Source organism: Pedobacter steynii, assembly GCF_900103665.1.
Lineage (GTDB): Bacteria > Bacteroidota > Bacteroidia > Sphingobacteriales > Sphingobacteriaceae > Pedobacter > Pedobacter steynii.
Map to the genome: position 1 here is coordinate 61,220 of NZ_FNGY01000003.1, position 15,567 is coordinate 76,786.

Annotated in this window: 11 protein-coding genes; 1 reads left to right on the forward strand and 10 read right to left on the reverse strand. The window is 40.1% G+C overall.

The annotated features are described in order from the left end of the window. Positions 1-19: 19 nt before the first annotated feature. The 10 genes from guaB to BLQ87_RS08565 all read right to left on the reverse strand — a co-directional run bounded on the left by guaB (position 20) and on the right by BLQ87_RS08565 (position 14,255). Positions 20-1,495: an IMP dehydrogenase gene (gene guaB / locus BLQ87_RS08520; protein WP_074605749.1), complete on the reverse strand. Its 1,476-nt coding sequence runs from the start codon at positions 1,493-1,495 to the stop codon at positions 20-22. A 182-nt stretch (positions 1,496-1,677) separates the two neighbouring features. Next, entirely contained in the window at positions 1,678-2,127 is a 450-nt protein-coding gene (locus tag BLQ87_RS08525) for a DinB family protein (RefSeq protein ID WP_074605750.1), read from the reverse strand. Between the two features lie 96 nt (positions 2,128-2,223). After that, positions 2,224-3,519 (reverse strand): hypothetical protein, encoded by a 1,296-nt coding sequence (locus tag BLQ87_RS08530; protein WP_074605751.1) that lies wholly within the window; start codon positions 3,517-3,519, stop codon positions 2,224-2,226. A gap of 29 nt (positions 3,520-3,548) precedes the next feature. Then, entirely contained in the window at positions 3,549-4,616 is a 1,068-nt protein-coding gene (locus BLQ87_RS08535; RefSeq protein WP_074605752.1) for a hypothetical protein, read from the reverse strand. Positions 4,617-4,684: 68 nt separating this feature from the next. Continuing rightward, positions 4,685-5,983 carry a hypothetical protein gene (locus BLQ87_RS08540; protein WP_074605753.1) on the reverse strand — a complete coding sequence of 433 codons (1,299 nt, stop codon included), beginning with the start codon at positions 5,981-5,983 and terminating at the stop codon, positions 4,685-4,687. 337 nt (positions 5,984-6,320) lie between these two features. Beyond that, positions 6,321-9,560 (reverse strand): TonB-dependent receptor, encoded by a 3,240-nt coding sequence (locus BLQ87_RS08545; RefSeq protein WP_083361767.1) that lies wholly within the window; start codon positions 9,558-9,560, stop codon positions 6,321-6,323. A gap of 142 nt (positions 9,561-9,702) precedes the next feature. After that, entirely contained in the window at positions 9,703-10,737 is a 1,035-nt protein-coding gene (locus BLQ87_RS08550) for a FecR family protein (RefSeq protein WP_172664772.1), read from the reverse strand. Between the two features lie 182 nt (positions 10,738-10,919). Beyond that, on the reverse strand, positions 10,920-11,513 hold the full coding sequence (locus BLQ87_RS08555) for an RNA polymerase sigma-70 factor (RefSeq protein WP_074605756.1): 594 nt from the start codon (positions 11,511-11,513) through the stop codon (positions 10,920-10,922). 112 nt (positions 11,514-11,625) lie between these two features. Then, complete coding sequence (locus BLQ87_RS08560) at positions 11,626-13,032, reverse strand: S41 family peptidase (protein WP_083361769.1); 1,407 nt, start codon at positions 13,030-13,032, stop codon at positions 11,626-11,628. Positions 13,033-13,355: 323 nt separating this feature from the next. Continuing rightward, entirely contained in the window at positions 13,356-14,255 is a 900-nt protein-coding gene (locus BLQ87_RS08565; protein ID WP_074605757.1) for a GNAT family N-acetyltransferase, read from the reverse strand. A gap of 344 nt (positions 14,256-14,599) precedes the next feature. On the opposite strand from BLQ87_RS08565, the gene BLQ87_RS08570 reads away from it, so the two are divergent. Beyond that, positions 14,600-15,544: a ketopantoate reductase family protein gene (locus tag BLQ87_RS08570; RefSeq protein ID WP_074605758.1), complete on the forward strand. Its 945-nt coding sequence runs from the start codon at positions 14,600-14,602 to the stop codon at positions 15,542-15,544. Positions 15,545-15,567: the final 23 nt, after the last annotated feature.

Sequence of the window (15,567 nt, forward strand, 5' to 3'; positions counted from 1 at the left end):
AAATTATCTGACAATTGAATTATCTCGTACTCGAATAGTTTGGTGCTTCTTTAGTAATAGAGATATCATGTGGATGACTTTCTCTCATACCTGCAGCAGTGATGCGCACAAACTTTGCTTTTTGTAAATCTTCGATCGTTGCCGCACCGCAATAGTGCATTCCTGCTCTTAATCCGCCAACATACTGATAGATCACTTCTGCTAAAGTTCCTTTGTAAGGAACACGGCCTACGATTCCTTCCGGAACGAGTTTGGTCACAACATCTTCTTCATCCTGGAAATAACGGTCTTTAGATCCTTGTTGCATGGCTTCTACAGAACCCATACCACGGTAAGATTTAAATTTACGTCCTTCATAGATGATCGTTTCACCTGGTGATTCTTCTACTCCTGCGAACAATGAACCTGCCATAATACAGCTTGCTCCTGCAGCGATCGCTTTAACGATATCACCTGTTTGTTTAATTCCGCCATCGGCGATGACAGGGATACCGGTACCGATCAATGCCTGCGCACATTCAAAAACCGCATATAACTGAGGTACACCTACTCCTGCGATGATTCTTGTGGTACAGATGGAACCAGGTCCGATCCCTACTTTAACTGCATCAGCACCAGCTTCAGCCAATGCTCTTGCTGCATCAGCAGTAGCGATATTTCCGGCAATCACCTGCAAATCAGGGAACCTTGCTTTGATGGCTTTCACCATGTCGATCACTCCTTTGGAATGACCATGTGCAGTATCTACAGTAACCACATCTACTCCTGCTGCAACTAATGCTGCTACACGGTCGATATTGTCTGCTGCCACACCTACCGCAGCACCTACGCGTAATCTTCCACGCTCATCTTTACAGGCCTTAGGGTAGTTTTTATATTTTTGGATATCCTTGAAAGTGATTAAACCGGCAAGGTGTCCTTCTGCATTAATTACAGGAAGTTTTTCAATTTTATAATCTTGTAAGATCTCTTCTGCCTGTAAAAGGGTAGTACCTTCAGGAGCAGTGATCAGATTTTCTCTGGTCATCACTTCTGATACTTTACGTTGCATGTCTTTTTGGAAACGAAGATCTCTGTTGGTGATGATACCTACCAGTTTATTGTCCGCATCAATTACAGGAATTCCACCTATTTTAAAGTCCTTCATGATCTGGAATGCATCTGCTACTTTAGCATCCGCATTTAAAGTAACCGGATCCTGGATCATTCCACTTTCTGAACGTTTTACTTTTCTGACTTCTTCCGCCTGACGCTCGATGCTCATGTTCTTATGAAGCATTCCGATACCACCTGCCTGGGCGATGGCAATTGCCAGACCAGCTTCAGTTACGGTATCCATTGCTGCAGAAACTACAGGGACATTTAAGCGTATTTTTTTGGTAAGAAAACTTCCGGTATCCACGTCACGTGGCAGAACTTCAGAATAAGCAGGGACTAATAATACGTCGTCGTATGTTAAGCCTTCAGAGATAAATTTATTGGGATCGAGTTGCATAGCAAATAATTTAGGAGTTACTATTTGCCGGGCAAACATACGATTATTTTGGCTTTCCTGCAACAGTTCTCTGAATATAGCTGGTTTGAGTTAAAAGATTACACTAAGATTAAGATTCCTTAATCCTGGAAAAGGGAGGTACTGATCAGGTAACGTTTATTGAGGAGTATTTAGCATTTGTTTCAGGAGTAGCTTAGCATTTGTTTCAGGTGGTGTTCCATATGGGCAACATAGTCGATGAAAAGCCATTCGAGGGTTTGAGGAGCTTCTCCCCCATTCCAGCATGTTTTACTGAGGTTTTCAGGACTGATATGTTGGACCAATTCAAGGATATGCCGGTTATAGGTTTCCCAGAATGAGATCAGCTGTTTGCTGTCGAGCACCTGGTAATGGCTATAGGTATTCCAGTTGTTCTGATCGTAAACGATGGTTGGGATTTCTTCAAACTGCGCCCTTACAAATCGCTGGTGGTTGTTTGTTGCGCTGTCTATCAGGTGTCCAAGCATTTCCTTATTGCTCCATTTTCCGGGAGCAGGTTTATGCGAAAACGCTGTTTCGGGGATATGGGTTAGTAAAGCGGGAATGGTATCACACAGATACTGAAGACAGGCAATACTTTGCTGGATTGACATATAGCAAAGATAAGAGAAAACTTAAAAAACGTCATGCGGCCTTTGCAATCAGGGGGATGGGGAACAAAGACCAACATGACGTAACGAGAGAGAATTTTATAAAGTGGACCAACCGGTAGTCCAGTTACCAGCATTAAAAGCACCATTAGTAGCTCCGGAGAAATCTAAAGCACCGTCGTTAAAGAAAGGTTGATCCATGCTAAATTGTGGAGCAGCGGAAGCTGTCGATTGTGTATTTCCGGGATAAGTTCCAGCAGGAGTAACTGCAGCGGTAAAGCCATGAAAATCATTACGCTCTAATACAGAAATACCAGTTGTGTAGAAAACTCCGGTACCATCATTGAATACTAAACCAGAAGGATAGCCGGTAATGATTGAATCATATAATTCGATCTCTGCACCACGACGGTTACGGATTGCAAATTTATATCCGGAGTTATTTGAAGAAGTACCAACGATAGTAAGGTTGTAAAACATCGGGTGAGTTTTCGGCACTAAACTATATGTAGCATCTTCGGCAGGGCTATTATTGTCAGACTCAATACCATGTGAATCTGAAGAACCACCGCTTTGGCTATGGGTAGAATTTTTATCAGCAACGGCTACCGCGTACTCAATAAAACCATTGTATCCATTATTAAAGTCAAAATTATCATCATCAGCTCCTTTAGAGATTAAGTAGGATCCATTTACAGATCCACCAAAAAAAGCAAATGAATCCGCTTTTGAATAAGAAATTTCTATGTGATCTAAAGTGGTACCACTTCCAATTCCTGCACAGGTAAGTCCATTCAAAGCATTATCAGTACTTAAAATATAGCCAGAATACTCAATACGTACATATCGAATACTTCCTGAGTTTTCAGCAGCATTATTACCACCAAAGTCAAAACCTCCCATAGGAAGGCCCGGAAGCGTCTTAGTACCGGTATTTACATATCCATTTCCCAGCAAGGCTATCCCACCAAAATCGCCGGGCGAGGGAGCTCTGGAGGCATCCCCCAATAAATAACGGCTGGTGAAAACAATAGGATTTTCCGCAGTACCAACAGCCGAAATTTTAGATCCTTTTTGAATTATTAAAGCTCCGTTTGGAAGAGCAGAAAGATTCACTGTGGATTTTATATAGGTTCCTGGCTCAATAGTTAAAGTAGCACCATTTTTCACCACTACAACTCCGCTGATTTCCCAGACTTTGGAATTATCCCAGGTCGTGTTAGTCGTTATACTTCCACTTACCGTCTGTACCGGCAATAAAGTAGCAGCGGCATAGCTTGCTTTTAAATTTCTCTTTTCGAACCCATTATTGGCTTGAGAAGCAACCTCTTTTTTACAGGAGAAGCAAATGGCTAAGCTGGAAAAAAGCAAAATGTTTACGATCTGGATTTTCATAATTAAAGCGTTAATTATTAGGTTATTTATTATTTAAAATACTGGCCGATATCTATGGTAGTTAATGAGATCAGTGTCCCGCGTCTGGTAGCAGGCCCTGTAGTCGTTTCTGTTTTCTCATCTGTAATCACTAATATTGATGAAGATCCCGCAGTAAAAAAGATCAGCTTTCTTCCACTGTCAGGTTTTATAGGCTTAGTTGCGTTTGTCAGATCATATGGTAATTCGTCTGTAGTTCCCCTTTTAACTGTTTTAAACACATACTGATATCCTGGCTCAGCAGCTAAACTTGGCAGCTCTATTGCCTTGCTGAAAGAACCATCGGAGCTCAATTGAACAATCAAATCTGTTGGTGTATAAACACCCGCTTTCTCTTTCAGAATAATCAAATCTGCGGGCGCCCTAAACACATCAACTTTACTGCTGAATTTCGCACTCAGCAACATATTGGCAGGGTTAACCGGAAGTCCGGCATCAATTTTATCCACTATTGTTGTCCCATCATAGTAAAAAACCAAGGATTGAGTAAGCTCATTGGCTACAATTTCTTTAGTCAATAATGGGGTATTTTCATCTTTTTTACGGATTTGTACTTGTCGGTTTTTACCATCATCAACCCCCAAATCCAGGGTTTTCGTTAGTTCAGCTCCAGTACCTGATCCTATTACTTTACCATCAAGCAACAGCTCAAGCGTTCCGGTGATCGCATAACCTTTAACTTTTAATTTTATGGAGTTTCCATATACTTTCTCACCGTCGTAATAGCAACTGATCGTCTGTTTAACTGAGTCAGGGGAAAGGGTTCTGGTGGCTAATATTTCAGCATGTCCCTTGCGTCTGACAATTATTTCGGGATTTTTATCAGCAGAGACTTTGACGCTAGTCAGAAAACTCTGATTTTCATTACCTATCTGGGCAATCACTATATTATTTTTCACAAATTCCAGGGTATCCTTAACACCTTTGGTTCCCTGAATACTTAACAACATCACCTTAGGAATATTAATCTCGGCTGATTCCTGCTTTTTACAACCCAGAAAGCCAATAAAGAAAACGCTTAACGCAATAAAAAGAACACCTTGTATATATTTTTTCATGTATAATTTCTAAAAAGGTGATTGCAGCAATAAAGCTGCAATCACCACATTTATATTAGATAAATGGATTATAGAGTTGACCAGCTAGCTGCCCAGTTTGTAGAAGTAGGGAAAGCACCTTTAGCTGCACCTAATAAATTTACAGTACCATCGTTGAAGAATGGTTGTGACATTCCGAATGCTGAAGCCGGGCTACCAGTTACCTGATTGTTTCCAGCATAAGTTCCAGCAGGAGTAATTGCAGCGTTGAAGCCATGGAAATCGTTACCATCTAATACAGAAGCACCTGGAGTTGTTCCGTCAAATACAAAACCTGAAGGATAACCAGTGATGATTGAATCATATAATTCAATTTCAGCACCACGACGGTTACGAACTGCGAATTTATAAAGATCTTTGTTGTTAGCATCTTTAACTAAAGTAGATGTTCCGATGATGCTGATGTTAGTCAACACAGGACGGGTTTTCGGCGTTAAGCTGAACGTAGCATCTTCTCCTGGAGCGTTGTTGTCTGATTCGATACCATTTGAATCAGCGTTTGTACCGCTTAAGCTATGTGTAGAATTTTTATCAGCAATAGCTACTGCATAAGTAATGCTTCCGTTATATCCGTTATCAAAATCAAAGTTGTCATCATCAGCAGCTTTTGAGATTAAATAAGATGCATTAACAGATCCTCCGAAGAATTCAAAAGAGTCATCTCTTCCATAATTTACTTCAATATGATCTAAAGTAGTCAGGTTTCCAACGCCACCGCAAGTAAGGCCATTAACCTCATTGTCAGTTGTTAAGTTAAAACCAGCATATTCGATACGTGCATACTGAATAGTTCCTGAGTTATCATCTTCGATGTTACCACCAAAAGCATAATCAGTTCCTGTTAAACCTTCGATATACTTGGTACCAGTATTTACATGTGCTTTACCCAAAAGGATGATACCACCGAAATCACCAGGAGCCGGAGCTTTAGTTGCATCACCTAATTTGTAACGGCTTGTAAATACGATAGGATTTTCAACTGTTCCTACAGCCGAAATTTTACCACCTTTTTGAACTACAATAATTCCGTTTGGAACGTTTGGAGTATTCACAGTTGATTTGATATAAGTTCCAGCCTGAATAGTTAAAGTAGCGCCATTTGTAACAGTTAGCACACCACTTACTTCCCATACTTTAGAATTATCCCAGGTAGTGTTAGTCGTAATGCTTCCACTTACAGTCTGAACTGGCAATGCTGATGCTGAAGCATAGCTTGCTTTTGTGCTGCGTTGTCCAAAGCTGGTATCGTTAGAATTTTGATCTTTTTTACAAGAAGAGGCAAATGTTAAGGCCGCTAAAGCTAAACCAGTGAATAATATATTTTTCATAATATTAATTATAGTATTGGGTTTTTTGGATGATTTGATTTCTTTATATTGATTCTAAACACAAATGATGTTAACAATTCATGTTTTTTTTATTAAATTGCAGTCGTAATGAAGCTGACTAATGCTTTAAGCGATCTGGCCCTTGGCCTCAAGCTTTTTTGAGAGATTTATTTAATATTAAAAGCAGTTTTCGAACTGTTTATACTGTCGCGCCGATTGGGGTAGCACAGGCTTTTATCAGGCAGGGCTCACAACAGCCCTGCCTTTTTTCCTTACAGTAGTTCAAAAACCTTCGTCTTTTCTCCTTTCCATTTTTGAGAGTTGAACTTTATGTTAATTAAAAATTATAATTCAGTTGCAAACTAAAACTCCGTCCAATACGCTGGGTAAATGTTCTGGTATCCCCATTTTCGTAGTTGTCAGTAAATCCAGGCTTTTTAACCCATTGATCTGTGTTTTCAAGAGGAATACCATCCTCTGGGGTAGCAGGGCGATAACTACCGATATTGTCATAATATTGAATTTTCTTATTCAGGAGGTTGGCCATATTTAATTTCAGCTCCAGCTTTGGCTTTAGAAATTTATAGCTGAGCTGCGCATCTAACTGATCAAATGGCATCTGGTATTCATTGTCCCTCATTCTTGCTGCAACCAGGTACATTTTTCTACCCGTCCGATTGTATACGAGATTCAGCCCCAATTGTTTGGCATCGTATTGAATTCCAACATTGATTAAATATGGGGTTTGTCCATATAAAGGTCTTTTATTCTTACCTGGAATGGCATCTTTGTCTCCCGCCTGTATTATAGTAGGCTGAATAACTTCCGATTTGATATAGGTGGCATTCCCAAACAAGGTTAAATCCTTTAACCAGTTTTGATCTCCGATAAATGCTAAAGTCTTACGGAATTCCAGCTCCAACCCAAAATTTTTAGCGCTAATTGAATTACGGGTAACATATTCATACCTTGAATCCAATGCAAGTTGTTTTGATACTTCTACCGGCTTGTCAAAGTATCGGTAAAAAGCGCCTACTGATATGGTTTCTCCCAGATCAGGAAACAATTCTGCTCTGAAATCGAGTCCGTCCACCCTTGTGCTGGTTAATCCCGATAAGCTATAGACATTGGCATTAAGATCAGGATTATACATCTGGAAACGTGCCCTTTCCACAAATTCCGGACGAATTACTGTTCGGGAAAACGCCAGGCGAAGGTTAAGTTTTTGAGTTGGACTGTAAGTAAAGTTCGCTGAAGGCAACCATCTCCAGACAGGATCTTTCACTGCATTTGGGCTATTCTCGTCCCCGGCATATTGCTTGGAATTCGAAGGATTTCTTATTTCATCGTACTTATAATACTCCGCACGCAGGCCCCATACCAATCTGAACTGCTCGTTAAAACGGTTGTCGAACATCAGATACCCTGCATGCTGCTTACTCTTTCCCTCATAGGCATCCAGCAAAAAGGGTTGAACTTCCCAGACAAAACCTTTGGGATTAAGATTTTCTGCTTTGATTTTTTCAGAAAGCGGCAGGTTTAAAAGTGCTGCTGAAGTTTGCACATTATGGTTTAATTGTGCACCGGCCCAATTCAGTGTCAAATGTTTCTGAATTCCTCCATAACCGGTTTTAAGGGTATGACGGGTATTCGCCAGATTAAACGGAATTATTCCTGAAATATTCCAGTTATAATCAGTCTCCTTATTCAGATAATGATGGCGGGAAATTGGAAAGTCTCCGGTTTGTGTAGAATTCGTTCCGGTCCTAAGCACATACACACCATCTATTAGTTCTGGTTCCAGATCACGCCTTACCACATCTTTTTGATTGCGCACGATCCCTGTACGGGCAATATCCCATTCTAATTTTAGTTTACCGAATTGGTGTTGAAGTCCCAGTTTATTTTGTAATAAATCCAAAAAGGTAGGGTTGACTTCAACACGCTGATTTTGAGGAAGAATCCCCGCCTTAAAATCATCAATCTGATCATTGCGATAGTTATTAATGATAGAGGTATTGTTCTCAAATTTCCGGGTATAGGTATTTCTTAAACTGATTCTATGGTTTTTTAATTTAAGTCCGGCATTCAAAATTGCGCCCCAGGTGGTATTAAAATTATAGCTGTTCCCAAAATTATTGGATTCAAGTAAGAAACTACCACGTCTTGCATCACTGATATCAGTGATGTTCTGAGTATTCCGGTAACTTAAAGAGCCAACGATACCCAACACATTTGAAGTGTCCAGTTTCATTGCCCTACCAAGCGTAAATTGATAATTTTGACCAATAAACGCAGGTGTTTTATATAAAGAAAGATTGTCCTTTGTAAAAAGCCTGCTTTGTGCATATTTATCTTCTGCTTTAGGTGCATCCGGCCGCCCAGCGACAACATCTGCTGTAATTCTTAGGTCCTTTGGAAAATCTCTTCTTCCATCATCAAAGCCTAAATAATCATATTTACCACGTTGAGGAGCGTAAAAATCTTTACCGATACTATTGTCATTTACAGAGGAACCAATGGAAACACTTGTAAAGTTCTCATCTGGAATATCCTTGGTATTGATCTGCACCAGGCCACCTGCAAAAGTCGCATTCATATCCGGTGTAATGGTTTTACTAACCGTTACATTATCAATCAGGTTTGATGGAATCAAGTCAAATGCAAATGCTCTTTTACCAATCTCCGTACTAGGCAATAGTGCCCCATCTAATGTGGCTGCGTTATAACGCTCGCCCATTCCTCTAACCACTACATACTTATTGTCTACTGTGGAGATTCCTGTGATTCTTTTCAGTGCTTCACCCAAATTTGCATCGGGTGTTTTACTGATCTGTTCGGCACTGATTCCATTGCTCAGCTCCGCGGAGTTTTTTTGCTTCGCCAAAAGTCCTTCAGCCGATGTTTTTTTATACCCACCGGTAATCACCACACCTGTTAAAGTTTCCGAAGCAGGTTTCATACTGATGCTCAATGGCGTGTTCTGTCCTGATTTAACGATCACATCGGTTACCCTTCTGCCCTGATAACTCACATAGCTGATCTCTACCGTATAATTTCCCGGATCAACACTAATGCTAAACGATCCATCTACAGAACTGCTTGCCGTACGGTTCAGTTCTACAATCTTAATCCCTGCACCTGGCAATGGCTCTCCTTTTTCGTCCAGGATTTTACCGCTGATTTTACCTTGTTTTACCGGATCCGGAAGTTTATATAAAAGAATGGTTTTAGGGTCGCTCACCTTGTAAGTCACGCCGGTTCCTTCCAGCATTTTCTGAACCACCTGCGCAACTGGCATATCTTTGACATCGATACTGATCTGATGTGCCGTTTTAAAAATTGCAGGATTATAATTGATGACACATCCTGCTTTGTCTTCTACAGCAGTCAACCCTTTGGTCAGGTTAACATTGGAAAGCTTTAAGCTGATTCTGTTTTCCGTTGCATTCTGAGCCTTGGTGTTTCCTGAGACACTGCAAATACAGCATGCCGAAAGTAAAGCCGTCATCACAAGAGATTGGTGTTTTATTTTATTGAAGTATTTTATTATTAAAAAGTATAGCGTTATATTCATTGAAAGTTTTTTAATTATCGAGAGTTACGAAACATTTTTAAGAACCGTCCTGTTACAGCAGGGCGGTTTGTTTTTGTAATTATTGAATTATATTTTTCATAGCGTAGCCAATAGGGATGTGGCGGTTTTAATAAAAACTTAGCTAATCATTGGCTTCCTCCCCCCATAAAGTAATTATTGTTTTATGTACGTTAAATTCATAATGTATCTTACCGCTACTCATAATATGTAGTTGTTCTATAATCTGTTTGATATTTTTATTGTGGAAAGTCGCATTGAAACGGCTCTTCAACATCTTTTCATTTTTCACGTTAAAACTCACATTGTAGCTCCTCTCCAGGCGGGTAAGGATGACGCTCAGCAATTCATTTTTAAAGATGAACCGGTTTTCTGTCCAGCTGTTAAGGTCCGCAGCTTTAGTTTCATTCACTGCGTAGCTCGAATCTCTTAATTTATAGACCAGGTTTTTCCCAGGAGTCAGGAAAGAAAGGTGTGTCAGTTTACCTTCACCTGAAGCAGAGACCCCAACTTTTCCCGTACGTACAGAGACACTGAAATGCTGACTTCCCGGATAAGCATCGATATTGAACGACGTTCCCAGTACCCTGGTTTGTAAATTTCCGCTATGCACAATAAACGGGCGACTGGCATCAGACTTCACTTCAAAAAAGGCCTCTCCTTCCAGGTGAATTTCCCTGGTTTTACCTTTTTCAAAATGTTGAGGGAAGCTCAGCTTACTCACTGCATTTAAATAAACCACAGAACTATCCGGAAGTAACAGCTTAACTCTTTCCCCTCTTTTGGTGATTTTAGTCATTAAGGCGATCTGCTGACTTCCTTCTTTTGTTTCTGTTTTTACCGAGTACCAGCCTAAAGCAGCAGCGCAAACCAGGATAAAGGAAGCCGCATATTTTAACCAGGATGAATTTGCTTTTTTGCGAAGATCTTCTTCTTCCGCTATCTTTGACCAGACCGATTGCAGCTCTACCTTTGCAGATAATGAATCATCTCTCCAGCTGTTGTCTTCATTCCATGCCGTTGCAGTCAACTCTTCGAAATATTCGTCTATTTCTTCCTGCCCGCGGATATAGGAAAACAATTCTTCTTCCTGCTCGGGAGTCGTATTCCCTTCCAGATAAAGTTTAAATAATTTCTTTGTTTCTTCGTTAGTATTCACTTTCATTACTTTAAGACGGCTAAACTTCTGCCTGTCTATAAGTATATACCCCGCTAAATGGCCAGATGTCTAGTCGGGAATGAAATAAATTTTAAATAATTCACAAAACATTGATAATCAACACAAAAAAAAACAGCCTCTTGAATTTCAAAAGGCTGCTCTTAAAGAGGGGGTTGATTAATTTAAAAGACCGAGAGTATAATAGACCATATCAATACCGTTTCCGGCGTATGGATTCTGAAATATTGCCTGATATGGTTCAAAGATTTGGCCATGTGGCTATGGACTGTATTTTTAGAAATGTTCAATTGATTGGAAATGTGTTCATACGTGGCCCCTTCTTCACGGCTCAGCTTAAACACCTTTTTACTTTGTGGCGGTAAACTATTGATTGCCCTTTCGGCCAGATTCCGGTAATCCTTTAAATCCATAAAACTGGCCACAGGATCATAAACCTGTTCTATCTTCAATTGTTCATTCTGATAGGCATCCGCTTTAGCTTTACGCTGAAACTCTTTGAACACCAGATTTCTGGTGATCGTTAACAAAAAAGCATCAAAATCACGGGATTCATCTATCGTATGTTTGTATTTCCAAAGGCGTACAAAGACGAGTTGGGTTAGCTCAGTCGCGGATTCAGAACACCTCACAAAACGATAAGCAAACTGATGAACTTTCCCCTTATAACGATAATACAACTCATTAAAGGCAGCGGTATCACCTTCGCGAAGCAAAACAACTAATTTCTCAAGCAAGGATTTGTCTAACTGTTTCAAGATATATAGGGATAAAATTTCTTCAGTTTTTATACCTCCGAAATTAGCTTCCCTATTTTAACTTAGTATTAAGCCTAAATCAAATGTGTTAACGTCTTTTCTATTTTTAAGATTACCGGTGAGTAAGCACAATACTCCTGCTTGCTTTACTAAGATGACTATCGGAGAGGACAACGCTATTTTGGGGAGCAGATTTAGGTTCAGCAAGAGAAGAAAGCTTCTGGCCAATCTTTCCCTGTGATGAAATCTGAGCCAAAGCTTTACCTAACAAAGCATCATTCACATTTCCAAATGGAACCAATGGAAGTACCGAAAATTCGCTGACTTCTGTGTCCGGAAGAATTCCGGTCTGGTATCCACCCTGCCCTTGTGCATTGAATAATTTATAGATGATCGGATACATCTCCCAATCTACCTGTTTAGGGCTCCGCTCATCCCGGATTAAAAAACTGGCTTCGTCTTTACCCATTGTTTTTTCTCCAATTACTTTTACCTGCATATAAGGTTTAAGGTTATTGATCAGCACTTCCGATGCGGAGGCGGTGGCTCCTGTTGCCAGTACAAAAATCCGCTTCATACTGATGTTACTTTGAAGAAGCGAATTGAACTCCACCCTTTTATCGAAGGTTGCAGCCGCACCAATGGATTCTTTCCTTTGTCCGCCATTCTTATTTCCCTTATAAGTGATAAAATCTGTATTGTAATTTATTCCCGGGGCAATCATCGCGCAAAGCCCTGCAGCTTCTGATACATCTCCACCGGAATTATACCGCAGGTCTATGATCAGGTCTGAAACTGCATCGTTTTTAAATCCGGAGAAAACAGGAATAAGGGTCCTGCTTAAGCCTCCCGAGAAACCATCAATGTAGACATATCCAATTTTCGCCCCTCCCCATTCTATCACCTGATGAACCGGAGGCTGATCAAAAGTTAAGCCTGCAATCATATTCAGCTCCGGTTGATCAGTATATATCCCTTCTTTTAGTTCTGTCAGCGTCAGTTTAGTTGTCCTGCCGGTAAGCAACTCCTGATCAAGTGTAGCCACATTACTATTGTTAAAGGTTTTCCCGTTAATTTTACGAATATAAGCGCCTCTTTTAAGGCCATATCTTTCTGCAGGGGATCCTTTCAAAACACATTTTATCAGTCCAAAAACCTGCTGACTGAGCGGCTCCTGAATAACCGCATAATCAAAGCCATATAGCGAACGGGAACTTGGGGCACCTGCCTGATTGGGCAGATAAAGCTGAGAAAAACGATCGCTGGTATTTCTTACCGAATTAAAAAAACTCGTTGGTAACTGCCCTAAATCAGGTTTCTTCGGCAATTCACTGGCCCAATAATAATAGCGATTAAGGCTATCCAGGATCCAGGTATTGATTTGCTCATTACTTCCCTGTGGATATTCCTTTTTTATATTGTCCTTTTTACAGGCCCCTGATATCATTATTAATCCTATACAAAATCCCGACATCAGGAGTTTGATCAGCTGATACCCCCTGCCATTTTGAATTTCCATTTGAATTGCGTTAAGCTTTGATTATTGAAAGACAAATTTAATCGCTTACTATAAACAAATTGTTAAGCCCTCTTCAATTCCAACTCATTTACAAGGAGTTAAAAACCGCTATTTCCGGCAATGGCTATGCTTCAAAAAAGAACCATTAAACGAAACTCCTTTTCTGAATCTCTTTATCTTTGCAAAGCAGAATTACCTTCGGCCCTCAGCGTAGTAAAGCCGGATTTTAACCTAAAAACATGAGTTACCTTACAGCATGGAATTTCGGCTTCAAGGATACCATGCCCGAATCGAAAGGCATGTATTACAAGAGATGACCCTGATTAACCAGCAGTAACATCTTCCCAGACTACGGCACTAATCCTCCAGCCCTCCCAGGTTTTAATAAACTGAAAGATCTTATTTCCGGATGCCTTAAATGAAGTTCCATTTAAAGCACCGCTTTTTTCATATTTTGAAAAGCGCTGTGCGATGTTTCCAGAGATTTTTGTTTCTGCAAGGGTTTCCCATTCTTTAAATTCTTTTAACGTTCCATCAGAAAGTATTTTCCTTCTGGGGGCGATGAAAGATTGTAAATGATAAACCTCCTCTTCCAGACCTGTTTTCTTAATGAAAATGGCTTCCGGCAAACAGGTTTCGTTAATCATTCCCCAGTCCGGCTGGTCCTCATTTGTATTGTTAAAAATGCCAAAGAAACGATGGGTAAGCTGATTTAACAAGAGCTCATCCACCCCGACGTTATACAGAAACAGCTCCTTTCCCTCTACTTTTATTTCCTTATCCAGAACCAAACCGAGGCGTTCTAAAAGCTGAATAGAACTACTATTGTGCTTCAGGGTTGTAGCCAGGATCTTCGTATGTACAGCAAGTGTAGAAGGATGATTTAAAACCGCTGATGCTGCTTCAAAGGCATATCCTTTTCCGTTATAGTCTGGAAGAAAAGCGAAACCAATATCATGATGATCAAGATAATCGCGCTTGATCATGCTGACCATTCCAATGGGAACATTTCCACCTTTAAGCCGTACTGCGGAGTAGCTGAAATTAGGATTATCTATAATTTTCCGGATGTACACTTCCGCTTCCTGTTTATTGTTTACATTCCTCTCGCCAATAAACTTTTTCCAGCCTTCCGTATTCAATAACTTCAAAATAAATTCAGCATCATCTAAAGTCATTTCAGCGATGAAGAGGCGATCGGTCGATATCATTAGTTCTTTCATATAGATGTCATATCTGTTTAATCTTTTTATCAGTGCTCATTCCTTTTTCCCTTGCCTCACAAACCTTAATGATCTGACTTATTGTCCATTTCAAAATTATAAATCATTTTAAATAAATACTTCCTAATTCAGGAATTGTTTTAAACAATCCGAAAACGCAACATCCGCTGCAAAATCCGCTATGAAAATCCAATATTGTGTGTACTTTGCTCCCCTCGATGAAATAAATAGTAAAAACAAATTCCTAAAGAGAAAATGAAACCATCATGATCTTACAGATCACATAACGACTGATTACCAGGATCATGATAGCTTCATAACCAAAAATAAAAAATCACATTCTAATGAAAACAAAAGAACTGACTATAATAGGACTTGGTGGTGTTGGAGGTTATTTCGGGTTTAAACTCGCTCAGAAATATGCTTCATCCGATGCGGCGAACATTTCATTTGTTGCCAGGGCGCAAACCTATGAGGTCGTAAAAGAAAAAGGGCTGACCTTACTTTCTGCAGAACATGCAAACCCGGTTGCCCATCCCCATCAGATCTACCGCAATGTAGCAGAATTGCCTGTAACCAATGTATTCATCCTTTGTGTAAAGGAATACGATCTGGAAAACATTTGCCTGCAGTTAAAATCCAGCATTAAGGAAGACACTGTTGTTTTACCTTTAATGAACGGGGTAGATATCTATGAGCGGATTCGTAAGATTATTTCTAATGGGATCGTGCTTCCCTCCTGCGTATATGTAGCCTCCCATATTAAAGAAAAGGGAATAGTAGAGCATAAAGGCAATCCAGGTAAAATTGTAATGGGTAGAGACCCTGAAAATCCGCAATATGATGCATTGGAAATTGCGGAGCTGCTAAAAGACGCCGGTATTGACCTGGATTATAAAGAAAATTCCTTCCCGGATATCTGGACAAAATATTTCTTCATTGCCAGCTTTGGCTTAGTCACAGCGCGATACAATAAGTCAATCGGACAGGTAGTGGAAGAATCTGCACTCCATGAAAGGGCATCGCTGATAATGAAAGAGATTGAAGCGATAGCGAAAAGGAAAGGAATTGCGATTTCTGAAGACATCATTGAGAAGACCTTCCAAAAAGCCGCATCTTTTCCTTATCAGACGCCTACCTCTTTGCAGTTGGATGTACAATCCGGAAAAGCAAATACAGAACTCGAATTATTTGCCGGAGCCATTATTGATTATGGCAAAGCCCTGGAAATTCCGGTCGCAGAAACCCAGCAGATTTACCATGAAATCAAAGAAGGATTACGCAGTTAAATCTTCCGGCTAAACTCTAAAAA

Coding starts and splice junctions, on each gene's coding strand:
- guaB (WP_074605749.1), bottom strand. CDS start 1,495: ATGCAACTCGATCCCAATAAATTTATCTCTGAAGGCTTAACATACGAC.
- BLQ87_RS08525 (WP_074605750.1), bottom strand. CDS start 2,127: ATGTCAATCCAGCAAAGTATTGCCTGTCTTCAGTATCTGTGTGATACC.
- BLQ87_RS08530 (WP_074605751.1), bottom strand. CDS start 3,519: ATGAAAATCCAGATCGTAAACATTTTGCTTTTTTCCAGCTTAGCCATT.
- BLQ87_RS08535 (WP_074605752.1), bottom strand. CDS start 4,616: ATGAAAAAATATATACAAGGTGTTCTTTTTATTGCGTTAAGCGTTTTC.
- BLQ87_RS08540 (WP_074605753.1), bottom strand. CDS start 5,983: ATGAAAAATATATTATTCACTGGTTTAGCTTTAGCGGCCTTAACATTT.
- BLQ87_RS08545 (WP_083361767.1), bottom strand. CDS start 9,560: ATGAATATAACGCTATACTTTTTAATAATAAAATACTTCAATAAAATA.
- BLQ87_RS08560 (WP_083361769.1), bottom strand. CDS start 13,032: ATGGAAATTCAAAATGGCAGGGGGTATCAGCTGATCAAACTCCTGATG.
- BLQ87_RS08565 (WP_074605757.1), bottom strand. CDS start 14,255: ATGAAAGAACTAATGATATCGACCGATCGCCTCTTCATCGCTGAAATG.
- BLQ87_RS08570 (WP_074605758.1), top strand. CDS start 14,600: ATGAAAACAAAAGAACTGACTATAATAGGACTTGGTGGTGTTGGAGGT.